Genomic DNA, 21,815 nt, shown 5'->3' on the forward strand with positions numbered 1-21,815 from the left:
GCCCCCGCGGTGAGCAGGGCCAGGGCCCCCAGCCGGCGGCGTCTGCCTCGGTGGCGCGCGCAGTCCGCAGGCCGGGTGGTCGCGGGGGTGGGCACGGGGGCGGGGTGTGGTGCGGAGGGCATCTGCTTTGTCCTTCGACGCATGTGAGCGGCACCTTGCTCCACCGCTCAGCAGATGCATCGGCTGGTTTCTAGAAGTTGTTGAGTCCCCTTCTAGGGGTACCCCTTCCTCGGGGAAGGGCGTCCGGCCGCGGGGAGGTGGTGGGCGGGAGTGGGGTGGCGCAGCAGGGCGGCGCCGCGCAGGGTGGGCTGGTGGGGGAGCACCAGTGAGCCGCGTCGTCTCCGTGGCGCCCGTGCTGCCCGAGCGCAGCTACCCGCAGGAGCAGATCACCGAGGCCCTCGTCGACCTCGTCTGCCCGCCCGGCTCGCCCGCGGCCGCGAAGGCCCCGCTGCTGCGCCGCCTGCACCGCTCCGGCGGGGTCCAGCGCCGCCACCTCGTCATGCCTCCCGAGGACTACGCCCGTCTCGACGGCTTCACCGCCGCCAACGACGCGTGGCTCCACCACGGCGCCGACCTGGGCCTGCGCGCCGCCCGCGCCGCCCTGGAGCGGGCGGGCCTGGCCGCCGACGACGTCGACCTCGTCCTGTTCACCACCGTCACCGGGGTGTCCGCGCCGTCCCTCGACGCTCGGATCGCCGCCCCGCTGGGCCTGCGGCCCGACGTCAAGCGGCTGCCGCTGTTCGGCCTGGGCTGCGTGGCCGGGGCCTCCGGGCTGGCGCGCCTGCACGACCACCTCACCGGCCACCCCGACGACGTCGCCCTGCTGCTGTCCGTGGAGCTGTGCTCCCTGACGGTCCAGCGCGACGACCCCTCCACCGCCAACCTCGTGGCCTCCGGCCTGTTCGGCGACGGCGCGGCCGCCGCCGTCCTGGTCGGGGAGCGCAGGGCCGCGGCGATGGGGCTCGACGGCCCAGCCGGTCGGTCGAGTCCCCGCATCACGGCGACCCGCAGCCACCTCTACCCGGGCACCACCGACGTGCTGGGCTGGGACGTCGGCGGGACGGGCTTCCGCATCGTGCTGTCGGCGTCCCTGGCCGACGTCGTCGAGGCCCACCTGGCCGAGGACGTCAAGCGCCTGCTCGCGCCGCTCGGCCTCGACCGCGGCGACGTCACCCGCTGGGTGGCCCACCCCGGCGGACCGAAGGTGCTCGAGGCGGCCTCCCGGGCGCTGGCCCTGGAGCCGGAGGCGCTCGCGCCCTCGTGGGCCTCGCTGGCGCAGGCGGGCAACCTCAGCTCCGCGTCCGTCCTGCACGTGCTCGCCGACGTCCTCGCAGCCGGTCGGGGAGAGCAGGACGACGACGGCGGGGCGCCGCAGCGCTGCGTGCTCTTCGCCCTCGGGCCGGGCTTCAGCGCGGAGCTGGTGCTGCTGGAGTGGGGGCTGCCCGACGCGGGGGAGGAGGCGCCGTGAGCAGCGTCGGCTGGTACGCCCTGCTGCTGCTCGCCGTGGGGCTGTGGCGGCTGGTGGAGCTGGTCGTCAGCGCCCGCAACCGCGCCTGGGCGCTGCAGCGCGGCGGCGTGGAGACCGGGCAGGGCCACTTCCCCGCCATGGCCGCCCTGCACACGGCGCTGCTCGTCGGCGCCCTGGTGGAGGTGGTCGTGGCCGACCGGCCGTTCGTGCCGGTGCTCGGCTGGGCGATGGTCGCGGTGCTCGTGGCCACGCAGGCGCTGCGGATGTGGTGCATGCACGCCCTCGGGCGGCAGTGGAACACCCGGGTGGTGGTGGTGCCGGGCATGCCGCGGGTGACCTCGGGGCCGTACCGGCTGCGGTGGCTGCCGCACCCCAACTACCTCGTGGTGGTGGTGGAGGGCGTCGCGCTGCCGCTGGTGCACACGGCCTGGGTGACGGCGGTGGTGTTCACGGTGCTCAACGCGGTGCTGCTGCTGCGCTTCCGGATCCCCGCCGAGGAGGCCGCGCTGGCCCGGCTGCACGACGCCCGGGCCTGACCCGTGGACGGCCACGGCGTCCTGGGGCGGGTGGTGGACCTGGCCGTGGTGGGCGGTGGCCCCGTGGGCCTGGCCACGGCCCTGCGGGCCGTCGCCGCCGGGCTGGACGTGGTGGTGGTGGAGCCCCGGGCCCTGTCCGACACGGCTGCGGGCAGCGGAGGGCGTGCCGCGCTCCCCCCGGTGGACAAGGCCTGCGGAGAGGGGCTGCTGCCCGGCGCGCTGGCGGAGGTGCTGGCCCTGGGGGTCGACCCGCCCGGGGCGCCGCTGACGGGGGTCACCTACGTGCTCGACGACGGCCGGACCGCCCGCGGTGGGCGTCCGCTGGAGGTCGGGCACGACTTTTCCGCCGGCGCCGGCCGCGGGGTGCGCCGCACCGCGCTGCACGCCGCGCTGGTGCAGCGGGCCGCGGCGGCGGGCGTGCCGCTGCTGTCCGGGCGCGCGGTCGACCTGGCCCAGGACGGCGCTCGCGTGCGGCTCGACGTCGTCGTCCCCGGCGGCGGCGGGGGGCCGGCGGTGGTGCGGCCGCTGCTGGCCCGCTGGGTGGTGGGGGCCGACGGCCTGCACTCGGTGGTGCGGCGGGCCGCGGGGCTGGAGGTGCGCGGGACCCGCCCGGCGGCGGGGCGCTTCGGGGTGCGCCGGCACGCGGCCGTGGCGCCGTGGAGCGGCCACGTGGAGGTGCACTGGGGGCGCGGCGTGGAGGGGTACGTCACGCCCGTCAGCGCCAGCGAGGTGGGTGTCGCGGTGCTCGGGCCGCGCGGGACCACCTTCTCCGAGGGTCTCGCCCAGCTGCCGCTGCTGGCGGAGCGGCTCGCCGGAGCGGCGTGGACGAGCTCGGCGCGGGGTGCCGGACCGCTGCGCCAGCGCGTGCGGGCCGTGACCTCGGGACGGGTGCTGCTGGCGGGGGACGCGGCCGGGTACGTCGACGCGCTGACGGGGGAGGGGCTGCGGGTGGGGCTCGCGGCGGCGCGGGCGGCGGTGGACGCGGTGACGGGCGAGCGTCCGCGGTGGGTGGCCCGGGGGTACGCCGAGGCGTGGGGGCGCCAGACGCGGACCCACCGGCTGCTGACCGTCGGGCTCCTGGCGGCCTCCGGGCCCCGGTGGGTGCGCGCGGGGCTGGTGCCGGCTGCTGCGGCGGCACCCCCGGTGTTCGCGGCGGTGGTGGAACGGCTCGCTCGGTGACGACCGGAAGGGCTGGAGGTGTTGTCGCGAAAACGCAGCGGTGAACGAAAGGGGTTGGTGTGATTGATGTGACTCATGGGGCTGATGGGTTTTTGATAACGGATCGGTCACGAAGCGGGCAGAGCACGCATGACGGACGCCGGATCGGGGCATCCGCACAGCCATGATGTGGATGGCTCTGGCGCTTCCCCCGCTGCTCCTGCCGGCGCTCCTCGGCTTCTCGCGGTTCGAGTCGAAGATGATGACCGGCCCCACGCGGGCCGACCGCGCGGCGGCACCCGCCGCCAGCGCGGACTGACACCGCTCCTCGGCGGTGCCCCAGGCGGGACTCGAACCCGCGACCTACCGCTTAGGAGGCGGTTGCTCTTCCGCTGAGCTACCAGGGCGCACGCCCAGGGTAGCCGGGAGGAGCCCCCGGCCCGCACCCGCCGACACCCGGCGGCTCCCACCACCGGCCGTCGGCCACCTCGTCAGCGCGGCGCGGTGGCTCGGCCGTGCTGCCCCCCGGTCAGGCGCACTAGCCTTTCCAGGTGACTCAAGGGCTGATGGGCGTGGCGGGTGGGGCTGCTGGTGCCGGCGCGGCTGGGGGCCAGGGGCGCCCGCCGTCGGCGACCACCGGCTCTCCCGGTGCCTCCGGCGGCCCTGGCACCCCCGGGGGCGCCAGCGCCCCGAGGACCGGCGGTGCGCCCGAGGCTCCCCAGGGGCAGCAGCCGACCGCGCAGCCGACCCCGGCGGCGGGTCAGCCCACCCGGCCCGCAGGTGAGCCGTCTCCGGCGCCGGGCCAGCCCGCCGCGCCGGCCGCTGGCCGCCGTCCCGCCGCGGCACCCGCCCGTCCCCGCGGACTGGAGGCGGCCCTGGCCGGGTGGCGCACCGAGCTCGCCTCCCTGGGCGGGCCCGAGCCGCTCATGACCGCCGAGGACCTGCGCGACGGCTCCCTGGAGCTGGCCTCGGCGCACCCCTCCGGCGTCGCCCTGCTCCTCGCCGGCCGCCCCACGCGCCTGTCGCACCTCTTCCGCGAGGCCGGTGCCCTCGAGGAGGCGCGCCGACGAGCCCGCACCATCCGCGGCGAGGCCTCGGCCCTCGCCGACGAGCACGGCCTGCAGGCCTGCGTGCTGGCCGTGGGCCTGGCCTCCTGGCACGACGAGGCCAGCGGCACCACCGTCAGCACCCCGCTGCTGCTGCGCCCCGCGGAGCTGCACGCCCGCGGCTCCGGCCCGGTCGACTACGAGATCGGCCTGGGCGGCCCGGTGCGCACCAACCCGGCCCTCGTGCGCGAGCTGCAGCGCCGCGGCGTCCCGGTGGACCCGGCCGGGCTGGCGGCGCTGTCCGTGCACGCCCACGGCTTCGACCCCGCCCCCGCCCTGGAGCGGCTGCGCTCGCTCACCCGCGTGTCGGCTCCGGACATCCAGGTCAAGCCCGGCCTCCTCGTGACCGTGCTGGTGGACGTCGCCAGGTCGCTCGTCGCCGAGCTCGACCGCGCCGCCGACGACCTCGCCGGCTCCGACGTGGCCCTGGCGCTGTCGGGCGACACCGCGGCGCGCACCCGGCTGCAGCGGCCGACCACCGCCGTCGAGCTGCCCGAGGGCGCTCGCGGCGTCGACCCCGACGACGTCCAGGTGCTCCCGCTGGACGCGTCCCAGCGCCGCGTCCTCGACACCGTGCTCGCGGGCAGGTCGGTGCGCGTGGAGGCCGGCCCCGGCACCGGGGCCACGCAGGTGGCGGCCACGGCGGTGGCGGCGCTCGCCGCCACCGGCCGCAGCGTGCTGCTCGTGGCCGGCCAGCAGCAGGAGGCCGAGGACGTCGCCCGCCGGCTGGCGGCGCGCGGCCTCGGCGACCTCCTCGTCGACGCGACCGGCTCGGTGGACCCCAACAGCACCGGCCCGCTGCCGGTGATCCCCGTCGAGGGCACCTCGCCCCTGGGCGCGGGCGGCACGGGTGGACAGGGAGGCCCCGGCGGTGAGGCCGACGTCGTGGCGGCCCTGGGCCGGCACCGCGCCGCGCTGCACACCCGCCGGGGGCCGTGGGGCGTCTCCGCGCTGGAGGCCATGGCCGCCCTCGCGGTGCTCCCGCCCGGGCCCGACCCGGTGCGCCTGGCCCCCGCGGCGCTGCGCGCCATGGACGCCGCCGAGCGCGAGAAGGCCGCGGCGGAGCTGCGCGAGGCCGTGGACCTGGGCGCGCTGTCGGCGCGCGTCGGAGACACCGCCTGGTCCGGAGCGGCGCTGGCCAACCGCGACGAGGCCGCCGAGGCCCTCGACGAGGCGCGGGCGCTGCGCGACGACCTGCTGCCCGCCCTGCGGCGCCAGGCGACGGTGCTGGCCGGCGGGAGCGGCCTGCGCGTGCCGGGCTGCGTGTCCGACGCGCAGGCCCAGCTCGACCTGCTGGCGCGCGTGCGCGACTGCCTCGACTCCTTCCTGCCCGCGGTCTTCGACAGGCCGCTGACCCCCCTCATCGACGCCACCGCCCCGCCGTCGCAGCGCACGTCCGGGCCGCGCTACGGCGTCTTCGAGAGGCGCCGCCTGGAGCGCGCCGCGCGCGAGCTGGTGCGCCCCGGCGTGGTGCTCGACGACCTGCACGGGGCGCTGCTGGAGGCGGAGCGGTCCCGGCTCGACTGGGAGGCGTGGCGAGCGGAGGACGCCGCCGGCGCCCCGCCCCGCGTGCCGCAGGGCGTGCCCGCCGCCGAGGTGGTGCTCGACCAGGTGGTGGCGCAGGTCAGCGCCCTGTCCGCGGTTCTCGCGCCGACCACTGGCGGGGGAGCCCTCGCCGACGAGCCCTGGCACGCGCTCACCGAGCGCCTCGGTGCGCTCGTGGCCGACTCCGGCACCCTCGCCGACCTGCCCCAGCGCGCCCAGCTGCTCGCGGTGCTCGAGCGCCGCGGCCTGGTCCCGCTGCTGGAGGAGGCCCGCCGCCGCGGCCTCGACCCCGACCAGGCCGTGGTGGAGCTGCGCCGCTCCTGGTGGCGCTCGGTGCTGGACACCCTCGTGGCCTCCGACCCCGCGCTGGGCGCCCTCGACGCGGTCGGCCACGCGGAGGCGAGCGCCGCCCTCGCGGCGCGCGAGAAGCACCGCCGCGCCGCGGCCGTGCACCGCGTGCGCGGTGCCACGGCCCTGTCCGCCAGCGCGCCGTGCCGCGTCAGCGGGCCGCTGGCGCTGTCGGTGGAGCTCGCCACCCAGCGCCGCTACGACGTCGTCCTCGTGCTGGCCGCCCACCGCGTGGGCGTGCCGGAGGCCCTGCTCGCGGCCTCTGCCGGGCGCCAGCTGGTGGTGGTCGGAGACCCGGGCGGCCCCACGCCGGTGCGCGTGGCGCCGCGTCGCGCCGACGAGGCGCCGCTGCCGCGCGGCACCCGCCGCAGCGTCTTCGACGCCCTCGAGCAGGTGCTGCCCACCGTGCGCCTGGCCTGGCAGCACCGGATGCCGCTGCAGCTGGCCGCCCTCGCCGCCGCGGTGCCCGGCACCACCACCGGTGAGAACGCGGTCCCCTGCCCGCCCGGGCGGCAGCCCGTCCGGCTGCGCCGCGTCAGCGACGTCACCGGCCGCCCCGACGCCGACGGCGTGGTCAACAGTCCCGACGGCGAGGTCGCGGCGGTGGTGGACCTCGTGCTCAGCCACGTGCGCGACCACCCCAACGAGTCGCTCGCGGTGGTCGCGCTGACCCGGCCGCACGCGCGCCGCATCGCGGACGCGATCCGCTCCGCGCTGCCCGCCCGCCCCGAGCTCGCGGCCTTCCTGCGCCGCCGGCGCCGCGAGAGCTTCGTGGTGACCGACGTCGAGCGCTGCGCCGACACCGTCCGCGACGCCGTCGTCTTCTCGGTGGGGCTGGGCGTCACGCCCCTGGGACGGTTCGTGCACCGCTTCGGCCCCCTCGACGACGCCGACGGCCACCGTTGGCTCGCGTCGGTGCTCACCCGCGCCCGCAAGCGCCTCACCGTGGTCAGCTGCGTGGCGGGGGAGGTGCTGGAGGCCTCCCAGTGCACCTCCACGGGCGCCTCCTCCCTGCGCCAGCTGCTGCTCTCCCTGGAGGAGCCGCCGGCCGCCGACCCGCTGGAGCCGCTGCGCGCCCACGGCCAGCGGCGGGCGCCGCTGACCGAGCCCCCGGCCCCCGACCCGCTGCTGGCGCGCCTGTCCGACCGGCTCGCCGGCCGCGGTGCGCGAGCGCTGGTCACCGGGACCGTGCCCGACGTCGTGGTGCTCCCCGCGGGGGCCGACGGACCCGCGGTGGCCGTCCTCACCGACATCCCCGCCGGCACCGACGACGATCCCGTGGGCGACCTCGTCCAGCGCGAGCTGGTGGTGCCCGAGCAGCTCGGCCACCTCGGCTGGGGCGTGGTCCGCGTCAGCGCGCGGGAGCTCTTCGACGACCCGACCGGCCCCGTCGCGGCGGTCCTGCGGGAGCTGTCCAGCGGTGCCTGAGCCCGGCTCGTCCGTGGGTGGGCGCCGCCCGGGGCGCGCTCGGCGCCGCGTGGTGGCCCCTCCGACCGGCGCCCCCGGCGAGGAGGTCGAGGTGCCGGCGCTGCGCGAGCCGGGCCCCCGCGCCGCGGGGTCCGAGGACGCGCGGCGCTGGGCCGCTGAGGCCGAGCGCCTGCTCGCCGACCGCCCGCCCCACTGGGGCTGACGGCGAGACGCGCCGCCAGCCCCTTCTCCTCGCGATCACCGCGGGTCACCGTGCCGCGATCGCGACGACGACGTCGGCGCTCCCTCGAGCACAGGGTGGTGTCATGAGGACGAGGCGCTTCCGAGGACGACTGGCGGCGGCGGCGGCGGTGGTGGCGCTCGCCGCCGTCGGGCTGACCCCCGCGGCGGCCCAGGCCGCGGAGGGTGACAAGAACGACCGCGTCGTCGAGCAGTGGTACGTCGACTTCCTCCAGCGCCCCGCCGGCCAGTCGCAGGCGCAGGCCGGACGGCAGTTCTGGACCGACAGGCTCAACGCTGGGGACTCGCGCCTGCGCATCCTCGAGTCCATCCAGAGCTCGCAGGAGTTCGCCGACGTCACCGTCGGCGGCTACTACCGCAAGTACCTGGCCCGAGCCGCCGACGACCGCGGCGCCGACTTCTGGAAGAACGGCGTGCGGGCCGACATGGAGCCCGAGTGGGTGGAGCAGAACATCCTGGCCTCCCAGGAGTTCGCCGACAGGTCGGGCCGCAACCCCGTCGACGAGTGGTACGCCGCCGTCCTCGACACGTCCGGCACCGACCCGGCGAACGCCGGCGAGGAGGAGTACTGGGTGGCCCGCGCCAAGCAGGTCGGCTCCCTGACCGCGGTCCGGGAGATCTGGTACTCCGGCGAGGCGGTGGACGAGCGGGTGCGCGCCGCCTACGCGGGTCTGCTGGGACGCACCGGCGGCTCGGTCAGCACCAACGAGGTCGACTACTGGGACAAGACGGCGGTCGCCGGGCGGCTGGCCTTCCAGGACCAGATCGCGACGTCGGACGAGTACGCGGCCCGGGCCCAGACCCGCTGAGCCCGACGCCCTCGGTCAGGCGGCCCGGGCGAGCACCACGCCCCCGTTCGCCGTGGCGGCGGCCACGCGGGCGGCGGCGTGGTCGTCCAGGGCCAGCACCACCGCGGTGCCGCCGCCCCCGCTGGCGAGCAGCCCCGTGGTGAGCGGGTCGCTGCTGACCACGAGGACCGTCGCGCTGCGCACGAGCACGCCGTCGGGCTGCGGCGCGCCCTCGTCGTCGTCCTCAGCGGGCAGCGGCGGGCCCTCCGGAGAGGCCGCGAGCACCGCCACCCGCGCGCCCGGCACCACCAGGCCGTCCGGCAGCGGTGAGCTGACAGCCACTGGCACGGCCACCTGACCGGGGGCGAGGGAGGCGAGCAGGTCGCCACCGGAGAGCCTCACGTCCGTGATGACCTCACCCCGGCGCACCGGGGCGGCCAGGCGTGCGTCCGCCGCGCGGCCGTCGGCGCCCGCGTCGGCGGGGGCCAGCGCGCCGGACGGCACCGCCGAGGACGGCAGCGTCGCCGCTCGCGAGCCCGCCGCGACCGGCGACCCGGCCGGCAGGTCGTCGGTGGCCACGAGCACCTGCACCCCGTCGACGGCGTCGTCCTGGGGCACCAGCGCCATCGCCACCAGACCCGTCGCGCAGGCCAGCAGCAGCGCGGCCAGCGGCCTGCGCGAGCGGCGCAGCACCCGCCGGAGCCGACGCCGGCCCGCGCCCTGCGCGCGCGGGGACGGGGTGGCGTGCTGGCGCTGGGGCGGTGGCCAGGTGGCGGTGGTCATCACCGGAGCGTCACGGCTGCTCAGCACGCGCCGCTGGGACCGCCGCCGAGCCTGTGGACAGCGCGGCTGCTCCAGCCCCCTGTGGGCGCGCGACAGCACGAGGTCGTCTGCGTGCGACAGCACGAGGTCGTCTGCGTGCGACAGCACGACGCCCCGCCCGGTGGGTCACCGGGCGGGGCGTCGCAGGAGCGTCAGGACGACGAGGAGCTGCTGCTCGCCGGGGTCGAGCTGCTCGAGGAGGTCGAGCTGGAGGACCCGCCGCTCGCGGGCGTCGAGGACGAGCTCGAGGAGCTGTCGCTGGAGGACGAGCTGGAGCCGGCCGAGCTGGAGCTGCTCGAGGAGGAGCCGGAGGAGCTCGACGAGCCGCCCTTGCCCTCCGAGCGGGAGTCGGTGCGGTAGAAGCCGCTGCCCTTGAAGACCACGCCCACGGCGTCGAAGCGCTTGCGCAGGCGGCCGGAGCACTCCGGGCACTCCGTCAGCGCGGCGTCGGAGAACGACTGCCGCACCTCGAGGCTGTGGTCGCAGGCGGTGCAGGTGTAGGCGTACGTGGGCACGCTGGGGCTCCTCGGTTCACGACGACGACGGGCCACCGGGGGTGCGGCCCGCGCGAGGCGCTGGCACTCCGGCTGTCCGAGTGCCAATGCTAGCGCCGCGGGGCCGTCCGCGATTCCCTCACCGCCCACCCGGCCCACGGCGCCGTCCCGCTCGACCGACGCGCTCAGGACCCCGTGCGCTCCCGGCCCGGCGCGGGGCGCAGCTCCGGCACGCGCGCGGCCCCGGGCGCCCGCCACGCGGCCAGCCGGCCGCGCTCGGACAGGGCGAAGAGGCGCTCCTCGGTGAGCTCGCGCACCCCGGAGACCGCCACGACCAGCAGGTCGTCACCGCGCTGCAGAGTGGTGGTGCGGGTCGGCACGCGGGCGCGCCCGTCGCGCACGATCAGGGAGACCTCGGCGCCCTCGGGCAGGCGCAGCTCGAAGACCTCCAGGCCGTGCAGGTGCGAGCCAGGGCCGACCTTGACCTGCAGCACGTCGGCGCCGATCTCCTCCAGCGGGCTCGACTCCACCTCGAGGTCGCGCACGGCAGGCTCGCTGATCCCCAGGCGGCGCGCCACCCACGGCAGCGTGGGGGCCTGCACCAGCGTGAAGGCCACCACCAGCACGAACACCATCTCCACCACGCCCTCGGTGCCGGGCACGCCGGCCGCGGCGGGCACCGTGGCCAGCACGATGGGCACCGCGCCGCGCAGGCCGCCCCAGCTCAGCAGCACCTGGTCGCGCAGGGGCACCTTGAACCACGACACCGACACGAGCACCGACAGCGGCCGGGCCACGAGCAGCAGGGCGAACCCCACCACGAGGGCGGGCACCACCTGGTCGGGGATGTCGGAGGGGGAGACGAGCAGCCCCAGCAGCACGAACAGCCCGATCTGCGCCAGCCAGCCGACGCCCTCGGCGAAGCCGCGGGTGGCCGGGCGGTGCGGCAGCTCGGCGTTGCCGAGCACCAGCCCGGCGAGGTAGACGGCGATGAAGCCGGAGGTGTGCAGCTCCGCGCTCAGCCCGTAGGCGAGGGCGCACACGGCCAGCACGGTGATGGGGTAGAGGCCGGAGGCGGGCAGCGCCACGCGCCGCAGGCCCAGCGCCCCCAGCCAGCCCAGCGCCAGGCCGATGGCCGCGCCGCCCACCAGCTCCGCACCGGCCTCGAAGACCAGGAAGCCCCACCCGTGGGAGGACTCCCCGCCCAGCACGGCGGTGAGGGAGACGACGGCGATGACCACGGGCGCGTCGTTGAAGCCCGACTCCGCCTCCAGCAGGCCCCCCAGCCGGCTGGGCAGCGGCGCGCGGCGCAGCACGGAGAACACGGCGGCGGCGTCGGTGGAGGAGACCACCGCCCCCAGGAGCATCCCGGTGGCCCAGTCGACGTCGAGCAGCCAGTGCGCGACGGTGCCGATGACGACGATCGAGACCACCGTGCCGAGGGTCGCCAGCAGCGCCGCCGGGGCGATCGCCTGCCGGACCGAGGCCCACCGGGTGGTCAGGCCGCCTTCGGCGAGGATCAGCACGAGCGCGGCGTAGCCGAGCACCTGCGTGAGGTCGTAGTCGTCGAACTGGATGCCCAGCCCGTCCTCGCCGAGCGCCACGCCGAGCGCGAGGTAGAGCAGCAGCGACGGGGTGCCGGTGCCCACCGACAGCCGCACCGCGAAGACGGCGACCACCAGCACGAGGGCGCCGACGAGCACGGCGACGTTGAGGTCGTCGACCGTCATGGGGCCTCCCGTCGAGGTTCCGGCGGCGGCCGTGCGGCGCGCGAGGTGGGGTTGGGCGAACCGTACCGGCGCGCGGCCCCCTGATCGCGACGATCACGCCAGATCGGTCAGCCGTCGGTCAGCCGTCGGTCGGCTCGTCGGTCAGCGCAGGCGCGTCCACCCCGCTGGCGTGAGGGCGGCGTCCACGAGGACGTCGTGGGGCTCGCGCGGCAGCGCGCCCGCCGGCAGCAGCTCGGGCTCGCGCACGACCGCGGCGAGCCACGGCCTCTCCGGTGCGCCCTCCGGCGGCAGCAGGGCCAGCGTCCGGTCGTAGTGGCCGCCGCCCTGTCCCAGCCGCGTGCCGCTGCGGTCCACCGCGAGCGCCGGCAGCAGCACCACCGCCGCGCCCTCCAGCCCCTCGGGGCGCGACCCGCTGCCGGCAGCGCTGTCGACGCCGTCGACCTCCCACGCCAGCGGGGCGTCGCCCACGACCACCGGGAGGAGGACGACGACGCCCCGCGCGGCCAGCGCCGCCCGCAGGCCGCGGGTGCCCGGCTCGGTGGGCAGGGAGTCGTACAGCGCCACGACGGCGCCGGGCGCCAGCGCCACCAGCGGCGACCCCTCGGCCAGCGCTGCGGCGGCGACAGCGGCGTCGAGGCCGCAGCGCTCGTCGTCGTCGAGGCGGCGCCGGGCTGCGCGGACCTCGGCGCGCAGCGCCGGCTTCCCGGCCGTCGTCCGGGTGGCCCTGTCCACCGGGTGGCCCTGCGGCGCGTCGTCCACGGTCGCCGATCCTGCCTCGTGTGGCGCCGCCCCGATAGCCTCGACGCATGAGTCCTGCTGGCACGCCTGCTGGTCCGCGTCCGATCCGCAAGGCGGTCATCCCCGCCGCGGGCCTGGGCACGCGCTTCCTGCCCTTCACCAAGTCGACGCCCAAGGAGATGCTGCCGGTCGTCGACAAGCCGGCCATCCAGTACGTGGTGGAGGAGGCCGTCTCCGCGGGCCTGACCGACGTGCTGCTCGTGGTGGGCCGCACCAAGCGGCCCCTGGAGGACCACTTCGACGTGGTCCCCGAGCTGGAGCAGAACCTCGCGGCCAAGGGCGATGAGAAGAAGCTCGCGCTGGTGCACGAGACCACCGAGCTGGCCGACGTGCACTACGTGCGCCAGCACCAGGCCAAGGGCCTCGGCCACGCCGTGCTCACCGCCAAGGCGCACGTGGGCTCCGAGCCCTTCGCGGTGCTCCTGGGCGACGACCTCATCGACGAGCGCGACCCGCTGCTCGCCCGCCTCGTGGAGGTCCAGGGCCAGCACGGCGGCTCCGTGGTGGCGCTGCTGGAGGTGCCGCGCGAGAACGTGGGCATGTACGGCTGCGCCGAGCTCCTCGACGACCCGTCCACGCAGGGCGAGGACGACGTCGTGACCCTCAAGGGCATGGTCGAGAAGCCGGACCCGGCCGACGCGCCCAGCAACCTCGCGGTGATCGGCCGCTACGTGCTCCACCCGGCCGTCTTCGAGGTGCTCGAGCAGACCGCGCCCGGCAAGGGCGGCGAGATCCAGCTGACCGACGCCCTCGAGGCGCTCGCCGGGATGCCCGCGGAGGCCGGCGGCGGCCTGCGCGGCGTCGTCTTCCGCGGCCGCCGCTACGACACCGGCGACAAGCTCGACTACCTCAAGGCCGTGGTGCGCCTGGCCTCGGGCCGCGAGGACCTCGGCGGGGAGTTCAACTCCTGGCTGTCGGAGTGGGTGGCGTCGGGCTTCGACACCGAGCAGCCCACCCACGCCGCCGGCGACGCCCCGAGCCAGCAGGCCTGATCTCCGATGCGCACGGTCGAGGAGCACCTGGCTGCCTGCCTGGCTGCTGTCTCCCCCCTCGCCCCCGTCGAGCTGGGCCTGCTGGACGCCGTGGACTGCGTGCTCGCGGAGGACGTCGTCGCGACGTCCTCGCTGCCCGCGTTCGACGGCTCCGCGATGGACGGCTACGCCGTCCGCCACGCCGACGTCGCCTCGGCGGGCCCTGACGCGCCCGTCTCCCTGCCCGTGGTGGCCGACCTGCCCGCGGGGGTGCGCGAGGTCGCGCCCCTGGCGGCGGGCGCCGCCGCGCGCATCATGACCGGCGCGCCCGTCCCGCCCGGGGCGACCGCCGTGGTGCCCGTGGAGGACACCGACGGCGGCGTGGCCACCGTCCTCGTGCGCCGCGCCGTGCGCGAGGGGCTCCACGTGCGCCGCGCCGGGGAGGACGTGCGCCCCGGTACCACGCTGGTCACGGCCGGCACGCGCCTGTCGGTGCGCCACGTGGCCCTGCTCGCCGCTGTCGGCCGCGAGCGCGCGCGGGTGCTGCCCGCGCCGCGCGTGGCGGTGCTCAGCACCGGCAGCGAGCTGGTCGAGCCGGGCCGCCCCGCGGGCTTCGGCCAGGTGGTCGACGCCAACTCCACCGCCCTGACCGCCGCCGCGCTCGACGTCGGCGCCCGCGCCACCCGCGTGGGCATCGTCGACGACGACCCCCAGCGCCTCATGTCCGTGCTGGAGGGCCAGCTGGAGGGCGCCGACGTGCTCATCACCTCCGGCGGTGTCAGCGCCGGCGCGTACGACGTGGTCAAGGAGGTGCTCAGCCGCCTGGGCACGGTGGAGTTCCACAAGGTGGCCATGCAGCCCGGCATGCCCCAGGGGCTCGGCCTGCTGACGCGCGGAGGCCACAGCGTGCCGATCTTCACCCTGCCCGGCAACCCCGTCAGCGCCTACGTCTCCTTCGAGGTGTTCGTGCGGCCGGCGCTGCGGCGGATGCTCGGCGAGGCCGAGCTGCACCGGCCCACCGTCGTCGCCACCGCCACGCAGGGCTGGTCCAGCCCGCCCGGCAAGCGCCAGTTCACCCGCGCCCTGGTCACCACCGACGACGACGGCCGCCCCCGCGTCCGCCCCGCGTCGGGCCCCGGCTCCCACCTGGTGTTCGGCCTCGCCGGCGCCAACGCCCTCGCCGTGACCGGCGAGGACACCACCTCGGTGGAGCCCGGGGACGTCGTGCGGTGCGTGCTGCTCGAGCGCGGACGACGATGAGCCGGTGATGACGCGATGACGCAGCAGCAGCCGAGCCAGAAGGGGTTCCCCCACCTCGACACCGGCGGCAACGCCCGCATGGTCGACGTGACCGGCAAGGACGTCACCGTCCGGGAGGCCCGCGCCGAGGGGTTCGTCGTCTGCTCCGCGGAGGTCGTGGCGGCGCTGCTCGACGGGACCGTGCCCAAGGGCGACGCGCTCGCGGTGGCGCGCATCGCCGGCATCCAGGCGGCCAAGCGCACCCCCGAGCTCGTGCCGCTGGCGCACCCGGTGGCGGTGCACGCCGTGGACGTCGTCGCCGAGGTGGTCCCGGACGTCGGCGCGGCCGGTGGTCGGCAGGGCGTCGCGCTCATGGCGACCGTGCGCACCGCCGACCGCACCGGCGTGGAGATGGAGGCCCTCACCGCCGTGGCGGTGGCCGGCCTGGCCCTGGTGGACATGGTCAAGGGCCTCGACCGGCGCGCGGAGATCACCGACGTCCGCGTGGTGGCCAAGAGCGGAGGGCGCTCCGGTGACTGGCACCGCTGAGGGCGCCGCTGCGCCGGCGGCCCGGGCGCTGGTCGTCACGGTGAGCAACCGCGCGGCGGATGGCGTCTACGCCGACACCGCCGGCCCTGTGCTCGTCGAGGGGCTGCGCGCCGCCGGGCTGGCGGTGGAGGGCCCGCAGGTGGTCCACGACGGCGAGCCCGTGGGCGCTGCCCTGCGGGCGGCGGTGGCCGCGGGCTTCGACGTCGTCGTCACCACCGGCGGCACGGGGCTGAACCCGCACGACGAGACCCCCGAGCAGACCGCGCCCCTGCTCGACCGGCTGGTGCCCGGCATCGCCGAGGCGCTGCGCGCCACCGGCCTGGCCAAGGGCGTGCCGACGGCGGTGCTCTCCCGCGGGCTGGCCGGGATGGCGGGCCGCACGCTGGTGGTCAACGTGGCCGGCTCGCCCGGGGCCTGCCGCGACGCCGTCGAGGTGCTCGCCGCGGTGCTGCCGCACGCCGTCGACCAGCGCCGCGGCGGAGACCACCCCCGGTCATGACAGGGGCGGGCTGGCCGGCGGTCCTGCACGACGGCGAGGTGGTGCTGCGGCCGCTGCGCGTGCGCGACAGCTCCGCCTGGCGCGAGGTCCGCGCCGCCAACGGCGCCTGGCTGCGCCCGTGGGAGGCCACCAACCCCGACGGCGCCCCACCCGTGCGCACCTTCGCGGGCCTGGTGTGGGAGCTGTCCCGCCAGGGGCGCAGCGGCACGGCGATGCCGTTCGCCCTCGAGGTGGACGGCGCCTTCGCCGGGCAGGTCACCGCCGGGGGCATCGCCTGGGGGGCGATGCGGTCCGCGCACGTCGGGTACTGGATCGACGGGCGCCTCGCCGGCCGGGGGGTCGTGCCGCGGGCGGTGGCGCTCGTCGTCGACCACTGCCTGCGGGTGGGGCTGCACCGCGTCGAGGTGAACATCAGGCCGGAGAACGCCGCCAGCCTGCGCGTGGTGGAGAAGCTCGGCTTCCGCGACGAGGGGCTGCGGGAGCGGTTCCTGCACATCGACGGCGCCTGGCGCGACCACCGCACGTTCGCGCTGACCCGCGAGGATGTGCCCGAGGGCCTCATGGCCCGCTACCGCGCCACCCACCCCTGAACTGCGCCCTTTCCGCACTTTCCGCGGCAAGTGCGCTGCTGCGCCCCCTCCATGTCGCACTTTCCGCGGAAAGTGCGCCTCGCAGGGGCGCGGTCAGCCGAAGACCGTGCGCAGCAGGCCCACCACCCGGGGCTCGTCCCCACCGGCGCCGTCGGCGCTGTCGAGCACGGGCAGCAGCCCCCACCTGTCGAACGCCGTGCACGGGTGCGACAGTCCGAGGCGCACGACGTCGCCCACCGCCAGGTGGTCCGCGCCACCGGTCAGCCGCAGGAAGGTGTGCTGGTCGTTGAGCGCGGTCGTGGTCACCTCCTCGGGCGCCAGCGGCCGCGCCGGTCCGCGGCCGCCCCGGCGCACGGCCTGCGCCACGGGCAGGCCCTCGTCGAAGGGGAGGTCGCGCTTGCCGGCGTCCAGCAGCGCCAGCCCCGGCTCGGGGCGGGAGATGACGCGCGCCCAGCCGTGCAGGCCCGCCCGCAGCGCGGGTCCGGTGCCGCGGGAGGCGGGGGTGACCGAGGCGTAGAAGCCGTCGTCGTGGGCGACGCTCGCGCCGGCGCGCACCACCACGCGCGTCGGGGGCCCGCTCTCGCCGAGCGGGTCGTGCAGGTCGGCCAGCTCCTCGGCCACCAGGTCGAAGTAGGCGCTGCCGCCCGCCGAGAGCACGGCTCCGCCGGGCAGGCGCTCGGAGAGCAGACCCTCCTCGCGCATCCGGGCGTGCAGGGTGCGCAGCTCGCGCAGCCAGGAGCGCACCACGCCCAGCGAGGCCGCCGAGGCGTCGTGCACGAGCGCACCTTCGTACCCGGTGGCGCCGGCGAGCCGCAGCCCGGGCGCTGCCGCCACCGCGCGGGCCACCCCGAGGGCCGCCTCCACCGAGCGCGCTCCGGTGCGCCGGCCGGGAGCCCCCAGCTCCACGAGGACGTCGAGCGGCGGCGAGCCCTCCACGGCGGTCCCGGCGCCGCTGCCCGCACGCGCCGCGGCGGTCGCGGCGACCACGTCCGCGCCGTCGGCCCACACCAGCACCTGGCGGTCGCTGCCGCCGGCCAGCGCCTGCGCCGCCAGCGCGTGGACGCGCGCGTCGAGCAGCGGTCCCGCCACGAGCACCCGGGGCACCCCGGCGTCCAGGGCGACCGCCAGCTGCCACGGCGTCGCCACCGTGACCGCCCACGCCCCCGCCGCCAGCTGGGCCCGCCACAGGGCCGGCGCCATGCTCGTCTTGCCGTGCGGGGCCAGGTCCACCCCCCTGCCCGCAGGGCCTCCGGCGCCGCGCGCCCAGGCGGCCATCGCCGCGGTGTTGTGCGCCACGGCGCTCGCGTCGAGGGTGAGCACGGGCGTGGGCAGGTCGGACAGCACCGGGGGAGCCCCGTCGACGGCGCCGACCCCGTCGACCCAGTCGGCGCCGGTGGCGCCCCACGCCGAGACGGGCACGGCCTTGGCCCACGGCCCCAGCACGCCGACCGCGTCCGCGTCGAAGCGCCCACCGCTCACAGGGCTGCTCACCGGGCCGCTCACAGGGCCACCGCCACCGCGGGGGAGCCGAGGCGCGCGGCGCTGTGCGCCACCACGCGCGGCGGCCCCTCGTCGTCGTCACCCTCGCCCAGTCCGGCGAGCTCCAGGTGGAGGAGGAGGTCGGAGTCCTGGGCGCAGACGTACAGGTGCCGTCCGAGCGCGAGCACGTGCCGGGGGTTCCGGGCGCCGAAGGGGGCCAGGGGCAGGTCGACCAGCGCCCGCGGGGTGCCGTCGTCGTCCACCGCGTGGACCGTGACGGCCGGGTGCTCGCCCCGCGTCGCGACGACGAGGTGGCGCCCCCCGACAGCGGCGACCTCCGACGGCGGGCCCACTGGGCCCGGACCCGCCAGCGCGGGGGAGGAGCGCAGCGCGCCGAGGCGGCCGGCGGTGACGTCGGCGGTGAGGAGGGTCCCGTCGAGCTCTCCGGTGACGTGGAGCCGCCCCTCCCGCACGAGCGCCGTGCGAGGTCCGCTGCCCGGCGGGGTGCGCACCACCTGCACCGGCTCGGGGTCGAGGTGGTCCGGAGCGCCGCTGGAGAGGACCACGGCGTGGACGCGCAGCTCGTCGGTGCCGAGGTCGGCCACCACCACGTGCCGCTCGTCGAGGAAGGCCGCCGAGTGCGGGTGCGGCCCGGCCTGGCGGTCGGCCACCGGGCCGGGTGCTCCGCCGGGCGGCTGCGGCCTGATGACCTGCGCCGGACCCCCGGCGGAGGCCACGGGGCGGCCCCGGACGGGGACCGCGCTGACGACCCCGTCGTAGCCGCTGACCACGAGCAGCAGGCTCGACGGGTGCACCGCCAGGTGGCAGGGGGAGCCGCCCCCGCTGCTCACCCGCGTGAGCTGCCGGAGGTTCCCGGTGCTGCCGAGGTGCCAGGTGGAGACCAGGCCGTCGGGCAGCTCGTGCGCCGCGTGCACCACGCGCAGCGGCCCCTCGCGCGAGGCGACCAGGAACGACGGCGAGGGCGCGGGGTGGACGGCGGCGACGCCGCCCAGGCGCCCGGTGGCGCTGTCGCGCTCGACGAGGGCGATGCCCCGGCCCCGTCCGCCCGTCTCGGCGGTGTAGCAGCCCACGGCGAGGAGGTCGCTCACCCCGGCGACCCTAGGCCGCCCGAGGTGGTGCGAGCGCTTGAGGGCTCGCGGGTTGCGGTTCGGTCACGACGACGACGAGAAGGGGGTGCGAACCGGGTGGATCCGGACTTTCGTCACTCCAGTCACACAAGACACACGAGCAACGTGGTTCACGAGAGTCCCTTGAGCCTCTAGAGTATCGACGTGGGCAGCAGCGGACTCCTCCTCCTGGGGATCGTGGTGCTGTGGGCGTTCGGGGCCGTCCCTCACTGGGTGCAGCGCCGTGAACAGCTCGCCGCCGCCTGGCGCGCCGAGGCGACCGAGGAGGAGCTGCGGCTGCTGGAGCGCCGCGAGCTCTCCCGGACCACCTCGGCCCCCCTCCGCAGCAGCGGGCGCCTCCTGGCCGCCCCCCGCGCCACCGCGCCGGCGCCGGCCGTGTCGGCTGCACCGCCGCTGGCCGCGCCCTCGCACGCCGCCACCGGCTCGGCTCCCTCGGGGAAGGGGAGCCGGCCGGTGGCCCAGCCGGCAGCGGCACGCACCGCTCGGACCGCCGGGGCCGCGCCGGCCCTGGCGCTGCTCGCCGCCACCGGCCTGGTCGCGGCCCTGCCGGCGGTCCTCGCCGTGCTGGGCGTGGTGCCGCTGTCCGCGGCTCCCGCGGGCCTGGCCGTGCTCGGCGCCGCCGTGCTGGTGGCCCGTCGCCGCTCGGTGGTCCGGCAGCGCGCCGCCGAGCGCGCCGCCGCCCTCGAGGCGCAGGCGCGCACCCGCGCCGCCCAGCAGCGCGCCGCCGTCCGCCGGGACGCGCAGGGCCGCGCCGCCGTCGCCGCCCGCGCGGCGTCGGCCAGCGCCGCCGCTGCCGCCGCGACCTTCGCCGCCGAGCGCGCCGTCGCCAACGCCGAGGCAGCACGGCGCGCCGAGCGCGCCCGTGAGCGGGCCGCCGCGGCCGCGGCCGCCGCACCTCGCCGCCGCGCCGTCGGTGAGTGAGCGGCGAGTGAGCGGTGCGCCACCGGCGGGTCAGCCGGTGGCGGCGGGGACCGGGTGGTAACGTTCTTCCGTCCTACGGGGCTGTGGCGCAATTGGTAGCGCACCTCGGTCGCATCGAGGGGGTTAGGGGTTCGAGTCCCCTCAGCTCCACCAGCAGGACGAAGGGCCGGCACCGCGAGGTGCCGGCCCTTCGTGCGTCCCGGCGGGGGATGCCACGGGGGACGGTGCTGCGCCGACGGGGTGACGCAGTCCCCACGACCCCTCCTGGTCCGCCCCGGGGCGCCGATGGAGGGGAGTGACCTCTCGCGCTGCGCACCGGGGCCGTCGCCGCTCCGGTGACCGCTGGCGCTCGCGCCTGTGGCTGCTCGCAGCCCTGCCGGTGCTGCTCGTCGCGCTCGCGGACCCCCTCCAGCGCCTCTTCGACCTGCCACCCACCCTCGGCACGGCGGTGGTCGGCGTCACCGAGGCGGGCGTCGCCGCGGCCGCCGCGGTGCTGGCCGGTCTCCGGGCCCGCCGCGAGAGCGCCGCGTCCCGACCGGGCCGCCGCGCCCGGGGGTGGTGGCTGCTCGCCGCCGCGACCGGCTCCTGGGCCGCCGGGCAGGTGGTGTGGGTGGTCTACGAGACGGTGCTGCGCGTGGAGGTGCCCTCGCCGTCGTTCGCCGACCTCGGGTTCCTCGGGTTCGGCCTGCTCGCGCCGCTGGCCGTGCTGGCCCTCAGCCGCGGCGCGGTGCGCACCACCTCGCGGGTGCGCAGCCTGCTCGACGGCGTGATCGTGGCGGGGGCGCTGTTCCTGCTCAGCTGGACCCTCGTGCTGGGTCCGGTGGTCCACCATGAGGCGCCGTCCGCGCTCGCGCTCGTGACCTTCGCCGCCTACCCGGTCTCCGACATCATCACCCTCACCGCGGCGATCGCGGTGCTCTCGCGCACCCGCGCCGACACCGCCCTGGTGGGCATCGGCGCCGGTGTGGGCCTCATGGCCGTCAGCGACTCGATGTTCGTCTACCTGAGCACCGCGGGGGAGTTCTCCACCGGCGGCCTCCTCGACGTGCTGTGGACCGCGGCGTTCTCCACCCTCGCCGCCTCCACCCTCCTCGTGTCCCGCGAGCGCCGCACCGGGCACGAGCCGGGCGGTCCGGTGCGGGGAGCCGCGCACCTCTGGGGGCGCGGCTCGGTGCACGGCTCGGCGGCGGTGCGGGCGCTGCCGTACGTGCCGTTCGCCATCGCCACCGCCGTGGTGGTGCTGGAGGCCACCCGCCACCCGATGCCCGGGACCACGCTCGCCGTGCTCGTCGTCCTCATGACCCTGGTGTTCGTGCGCCAGGCCCTCGTGGTGCTCGACAACGTCCAGCTGACCCACGAGCTGCAGGAGAGGTCACTGGCGCTGGCGCAGATGGCCTACAGCGACCCGCTCACCGGCGTCGCCAACCGGGCCGCGTTCACCGCGGCCCTCGAGGACGCCCTGGAGGCCGGTGCGCCGCTGGTCACCGCCTTCTGCGACCTCGACTCCTTCAAGGCCGTCAACGACGCCTGCGGCCACTCCACCGGGGACGCGCTGCTCGTGGCCGTCGCCACCCGCCTGCGCGAGGTGGTCAGGTCCCACGACGTCGTCGCCCGCCTCGGCGGCGACGAGTTCGCGATCCTCGTCCGCGACGACGACGACGCCGCCGGCAGCGACGCCGCCGCCGCCGCGCTGCGCTCGCGGCTGGCCACGGCGCTGTCGGTGCCCTTCTCCCTGGACCCCCAGCTCGCCAGCGCCGCCGCGGACCCTCGCGGCCTGCAGGTGCTCGAGGCCGTGTCGGTCAGCCTGGGCGTGGTGTCCACCGCGGAGCTGGGCGGCTCACCGACGGCCGAGGAGCTGCTGCACGAGGCCGACCAGCGCATGTACTCCACCAAGCGCGCCCGCCAGACCGTCCGCTGAGCTCCCCGGCCGCCAGGGCCGGGACACCCGTCACACCTCG

20 protein-coding genes and 2 tRNA genes are annotated in these 21,815 nt (G+C 77.4%); 15 read left to right on the top strand and 7 right to left on the bottom strand.

The window, feature by feature from the left end; all coding sequences use genetic code 11:
* Positions 1-325: 325 nt before the first annotated feature.
* The 4 genes from FMM08_RS09005 (at position 326) to FMM08_RS23595 (ending at position 3,481) form a co-directional block, all read left to right on the top strand.
* The gene (locus tag FMM08_RS09005) at positions 326-1,468 is read left to right on the top strand and encodes a type III polyketide synthase (RefSeq protein WP_147926053.1); all 1,143 of its coding nucleotides are present in this window, start codon (positions 326-328) and stop codon (positions 1,466-1,468) included.
* Positions 1,465-2,004: an isoprenylcysteine carboxyl methyltransferase family protein gene (locus tag FMM08_RS09010; RefSeq protein WP_147926054.1), complete on the top strand. Its 540-nt coding sequence runs from the start codon at positions 1,465-1,467 to the stop codon at positions 2,002-2,004. The genes FMM08_RS09005 and FMM08_RS09010 overlap by 4 nt, the downstream gene beginning before the upstream one ends.
* A gap of 3 nt (positions 2,005-2,007) precedes the next feature.
* A complete protein-coding gene (locus FMM08_RS09015; protein WP_222710589.1) occupies positions 2,008-3,183 on the top strand; it encodes an NAD(P)/FAD-dependent oxidoreductase in 1,176 nt (391 codons plus the stop codon).
* Between the two features lie 163 nt (positions 3,184-3,346).
* Complete coding sequence (locus tag FMM08_RS23595) at positions 3,347-3,481, top strand: hypothetical protein (protein WP_255472205.1); 135 nt, start codon at positions 3,347-3,349, stop codon at positions 3,479-3,481.
* 16 nt (positions 3,482-3,497) lie between these two features.
* Here FMM08_RS23595 and FMM08_RS09020 read toward each other — a convergent pair.
* A tRNA-Arg gene (locus FMM08_RS09020) sits at positions 3,498-3,569 on the bottom strand.
* A gap of 144 nt (positions 3,570-3,713) precedes the next feature.
* On the opposite strand from FMM08_RS09020, the gene FMM08_RS09025 reads away from it, so the two are divergent.
* From FMM08_RS09025 to FMM08_RS09030, 3 genes are all read left to right on the top strand, one after another.
* Positions 3,714-7,589 carry a DUF4011 domain-containing protein gene (locus FMM08_RS09025; protein WP_147926055.1) on the top strand — a complete coding sequence of 1,292 codons (3,876 nt, stop codon included), beginning with the start codon at positions 3,714-3,716 and terminating at the stop codon, positions 7,587-7,589.
* A 52-nt stretch (positions 7,590-7,641) separates the two neighbouring features.
* On the top strand, positions 7,642-7,791 hold the full coding sequence (locus FMM08_RS22960; RefSeq protein ID WP_187279645.1) for a hypothetical protein: 150 nt from the start codon (positions 7,642-7,644) through the stop codon (positions 7,789-7,791).
* A 103-nt stretch (positions 7,792-7,894) separates the two neighbouring features.
* Positions 7,895-8,638, top strand: a complete 744-nt coding sequence (locus FMM08_RS09030) for a hypothetical protein (protein WP_147926056.1) — start codon at positions 7,895-7,897, stop codon at positions 8,636-8,638.
* A 15-nt stretch (positions 8,639-8,653) separates the two neighbouring features.
* Here FMM08_RS09030 and FMM08_RS09035 read toward each other — a convergent pair whose 3' ends face one another.
* The 4 genes from FMM08_RS09035 to FMM08_RS09050 all read right to left on the bottom strand — a co-directional run bounded on the left by FMM08_RS09035 (position 8,654) and on the right by FMM08_RS09050 (position 12,422).
* On the bottom strand, positions 8,654-9,400 hold the full coding sequence (locus FMM08_RS09035) for an RcpC/CpaB family pilus assembly protein (protein WP_147926057.1): 747 nt from the start codon (positions 9,398-9,400) through the stop codon (positions 8,654-8,656).
* A 191-nt stretch (positions 9,401-9,591) separates the two neighbouring features.
* Positions 9,592-9,954 (bottom strand): FmdB family zinc ribbon protein, encoded by a 363-nt coding sequence (locus tag FMM08_RS09040; protein ID WP_147926058.1) that lies wholly within the window; start codon positions 9,952-9,954, stop codon positions 9,592-9,594.
* Between the two features lie 164 nt (positions 9,955-10,118).
* Entirely contained in the window at positions 10,119-11,663 is a 1,545-nt protein-coding gene (locus tag FMM08_RS09045; RefSeq protein ID WP_147926059.1) for a potassium/proton antiporter, read from the bottom strand.
* Between the two features lie 141 nt (positions 11,664-11,804).
* Complete coding sequence (locus FMM08_RS09050; protein ID WP_222710590.1) at positions 11,805-12,422, bottom strand: 5-formyltetrahydrofolate cyclo-ligase; 618 nt, start codon at positions 12,420-12,422, stop codon at positions 11,805-11,807.
* Positions 12,423-12,469: 47 nt separating this feature from the next.
* Here FMM08_RS09050 and FMM08_RS09055 point away from each other — a divergent pair, with 47 nt between their 5' ends.
* From FMM08_RS09055 to FMM08_RS09075, 5 genes are read left to right on the top strand one after another with little or no spacing between them, the layout of a single operon-like run.
* Complete coding sequence (locus FMM08_RS09055; RefSeq protein WP_147926060.1) at positions 12,470-13,453, top strand: UTP--glucose-1-phosphate uridylyltransferase; 984 nt, start codon at positions 12,470-12,472, stop codon at positions 13,451-13,453.
* 6 nt (positions 13,454-13,459) lie between these two features.
* Positions 13,460-14,692, top strand: a complete 1,233-nt coding sequence (glp, locus tag FMM08_RS09060; RefSeq protein WP_147926061.1) for a molybdotransferase-like divisome protein Glp — start codon at positions 13,460-13,462, stop codon at positions 14,690-14,692.
* 15 nt (positions 14,693-14,707) lie between these two features.
* Positions 14,708-15,220, top strand: a complete 513-nt coding sequence (gene moaC / locus FMM08_RS09065) for a cyclic pyranopterin monophosphate synthase MoaC (RefSeq protein ID WP_147926062.1) — start codon at positions 14,708-14,710, stop codon at positions 15,218-15,220.
* The gene (locus FMM08_RS09070) at positions 15,204-15,719 is read left to right on the top strand and encodes a MogA/MoaB family molybdenum cofactor biosynthesis protein (protein WP_147926063.1); all 516 of its coding nucleotides are present in this window, start codon (positions 15,204-15,206) and stop codon (positions 15,717-15,719) included. The genes moaC and FMM08_RS09070 overlap by 17 nt, the downstream gene beginning before the upstream one ends.
* Positions 15,716-16,309: a GNAT family N-acetyltransferase gene (locus FMM08_RS09075; protein ID WP_147926064.1), complete on the top strand. Its 594-nt coding sequence runs from the start codon at positions 15,716-15,718 to the stop codon at positions 16,307-16,309. The genes FMM08_RS09070 and FMM08_RS09075 overlap by 4 nt, the downstream gene beginning before the upstream one ends.
* Positions 16,310-16,402: 93 nt before the next feature.
* On the opposite strand, the gene FMM08_RS23930 is transcribed toward FMM08_RS09075, so the two are convergent.
* Both FMM08_RS23930 and FMM08_RS09085 read right to left on the bottom strand, forming a co-directional pair.
* Positions 16,403-17,800 carry a type III PLP-dependent enzyme domain-containing protein gene (locus FMM08_RS23930; RefSeq protein WP_304653975.1) on the bottom strand — a complete coding sequence of 466 codons (1,398 nt, stop codon included), beginning with the start codon at positions 17,798-17,800 and terminating at the stop codon, positions 16,403-16,405.
* 8 nt (positions 17,801-17,808) lie between these two features.
* On the bottom strand, positions 17,809-18,897 hold the full coding sequence (locus FMM08_RS09085) for a lactonase family protein (RefSeq protein ID WP_147926066.1): 1,089 nt from the start codon (positions 18,895-18,897) through the stop codon (positions 17,809-17,811).
* 183 nt (positions 18,898-19,080) lie between these two features.
* On the opposite strand from FMM08_RS09085, the gene FMM08_RS09090 reads away from it, so the two are divergent.
* The 3 genes from FMM08_RS09090 (at position 19,081) to FMM08_RS09100 (ending at position 21,775) form a co-directional block, all read left to right on the top strand.
* On the top strand, positions 19,081-19,857 hold the full coding sequence (locus FMM08_RS09090; RefSeq protein WP_147926067.1) for a hypothetical protein: 777 nt from the start codon (positions 19,081-19,083) through the stop codon (positions 19,855-19,857).
* Between the two features lie 77 nt (positions 19,858-19,934).
* A tRNA-Ala gene (locus tag FMM08_RS09095) sits at positions 19,935-20,010 on the top strand.
* Positions 20,011-20,152: 142 nt separating this feature from the next.
* The gene (locus tag FMM08_RS09100; RefSeq protein WP_147926068.1) at positions 20,153-21,775 is read left to right on the top strand and encodes a GGDEF domain-containing protein; all 1,623 of its coding nucleotides are present in this window, start codon (positions 20,153-20,155) and stop codon (positions 21,773-21,775) included.
* Positions 21,776-21,815 lie beyond the last annotated feature (40 nt).

The sequence above is a fragment of the Quadrisphaera setariae genome (genome assembly GCF_008041935.1).
Classification (GTDB): domain Bacteria; phylum Actinomycetota; class Actinomycetes; order Actinomycetales; family Quadrisphaeraceae; genus Quadrisphaera; species Quadrisphaera setariae.

What these genes read in the sequence shown, in the direction of transcription:
- FMM08_RS09055 (WP_147926060.1), top strand. Translation starts at nt 12,470, where the DNA reads ATGAGTCCTGCTGGCACGCCTGCTGGTCCGCGTCCGATCCGCAAGGCG.
- FMM08_RS23595 (WP_255472205.1), top strand. Translation starts at nt 3,347, where the DNA reads ATGATGTGGATGGCTCTGGCGCTTCCCCCGCTGCTCCTGCCGGCGCTC.
- FMM08_RS09045 (WP_147926059.1), bottom strand. Translation starts at nt 11,663, where the DNA reads ATGACGGTCGACGACCTCAACGTCGCCGTGCTCGTCGGCGCCCTCGTG.
- FMM08_RS09030 (WP_147926056.1), top strand. Translation starts at nt 7,895, where the DNA reads ATGAGGACGAGGCGCTTCCGAGGACGACTGGCGGCGGCGGCGGCGGTG.
- FMM08_RS09075 (WP_147926064.1), top strand. Translation starts at nt 15,716, where the DNA reads ATGACAGGGGCGGGCTGGCCGGCGGTCCTGCACGACGGCGAGGTGGTG.
- FMM08_RS09035 (WP_147926057.1), bottom strand. Translation starts at nt 9,400, where the DNA reads ATGACCACCGCCACCTGGCCACCGCCCCAGCGCCAGCACGCCACCCCG.
- glp (WP_147926061.1), top strand. Translation starts at nt 13,460, where the DNA reads ATGCGCACGGTCGAGGAGCACCTGGCTGCCTGCCTGGCTGCTGTCTCC.
- moaC (WP_147926062.1), top strand. Translation starts at nt 14,708, where the DNA reads ATGACGCAGCAGCAGCCGAGCCAGAAGGGGTTCCCCCACCTCGACACC.